This is a genomic window from Rahnella perminowiae (assembly GCF_019049755.1).
In the GTDB taxonomy this organism is placed as follows: domain Bacteria; phylum Pseudomonadota; class Gammaproteobacteria; order Enterobacterales; family Enterobacteriaceae; genus Rahnella; species Rahnella perminowiae.
Map to the genome: position 1 here is coordinate 1 of NZ_JAFMOS010000051.1, position 484 is coordinate 484.

1 protein-coding gene is annotated in these 484 nt (G+C 56.0%); it reads left to right on the forward strand.

Annotated features, from left to right (window positions below; genetic code table 11):
• On the forward strand, positions 1–484 hold a 484-nt coding region (locus tag J1785_RS00245; RefSeq protein WP_238483005.1), incomplete at both ends, for a DUF2345 domain-containing protein.

A 484-nucleotide genomic window follows, 5' to 3' on the forward strand; every position in this document is an offset into this window, starting at 1 on the left:
AGGCCCAGGCATTAGCCGCAGACATCGACCGGCAACAGACGCTGTTACAGCAGAAACTCGACAAACTTCAGCAAGCCGTTTTGCTTTTAAGCGCACCAAAAGGCGTCGGTATTGTCAGCGGGGACAGTATGCAATTGTACGCGCAAGACAGCCTGACGCTGACCGCCGGTAAACAGGTGGATATCGGCGCGACGAAGACATTCACCGTCGCCGCCGGTGAGCAAATCAGCCTCTACAGCCGACAGGGCACCAAAATGTTTGCCGCCAAAGGCGACATTGACGTTCAGGCGCAGGGCGGGAAATTCACCACCTGGTCAACGGACGATACGCATATTGCCAGTGGCAAAAAAATGACGGTGACAGCACAGGACGAGCTGGTTCTGATCTGCGGCGGAGCCTACATCAAGCTGAAAGGCGGTAACGTTGAAATTGGCGGGCCGGGGAAACTGCTGGTGAAAAATGGCGGCATCGTCAAGCAGGGCTC